General features: G+C 51.4%; 1 protein-coding gene. It reads left to right on the forward strand.

What is annotated here, in order from left to right:
- The coding region (locus MHY13_RS12155; protein WP_239283250.1) for an IS30 family transposase at positions 1-496 on the forward strand (496 nt) is incomplete at its 5' end.
- Between the last annotated feature and the right edge of the window lie 33 nt (positions 497-529).

The following is a 529-nucleotide window of genomic DNA, read 5'->3' on the forward strand; positions in this document are numbered from 1 at the left end:
TGAACGTATTTTGCCAGGCCACTGGGAAGGCGACCTCATCCTCGGTAAAAACAACCAATCAGCGGTAATCACGCTAGTAGAACGCGTTAGCCGATTTGTTGTCCTTGGCCACCTACCGGGAAGGCATACCAGCAAAGAAGTATTCACAGCCCTGCACAAGGCAGTTGCAGGAATCGATAAAGCTATCTGGTCATCAATTACCTGGGACCAAGGAAGCGAAATGGCTGGCCATAAAGCCTTTACTATGGCCACTGACATTCCCATCTACTTCTGCCATCCAGGATCACCATGGGAACGCGGCAGCAACGAAAACACCAACGGCAGGCTCAGAAGAAACCTTCCTAAAAACAGCGACCTGTCCATCTACAGCGCCGAGGACCTAGAAATGATCGCCAACATTCACAACCACAAACCACGCAAAGCACTCAACTGGCGCACCCCAGCCGAAGTCATGACCAACGCCCTCACACAAACCGGTAGCATCAAACCAAACTAACCATCATCGTTGCAACGACCCCTAGAATCCGCC

The organism is Corynebacterium sp. ACRPE (assembly GCF_022347435.1).
GTDB lineage: Bacteria > Actinomycetota > Actinomycetes > Mycobacteriales > Mycobacteriaceae > Corynebacterium > Corynebacterium tuberculostearicum_D.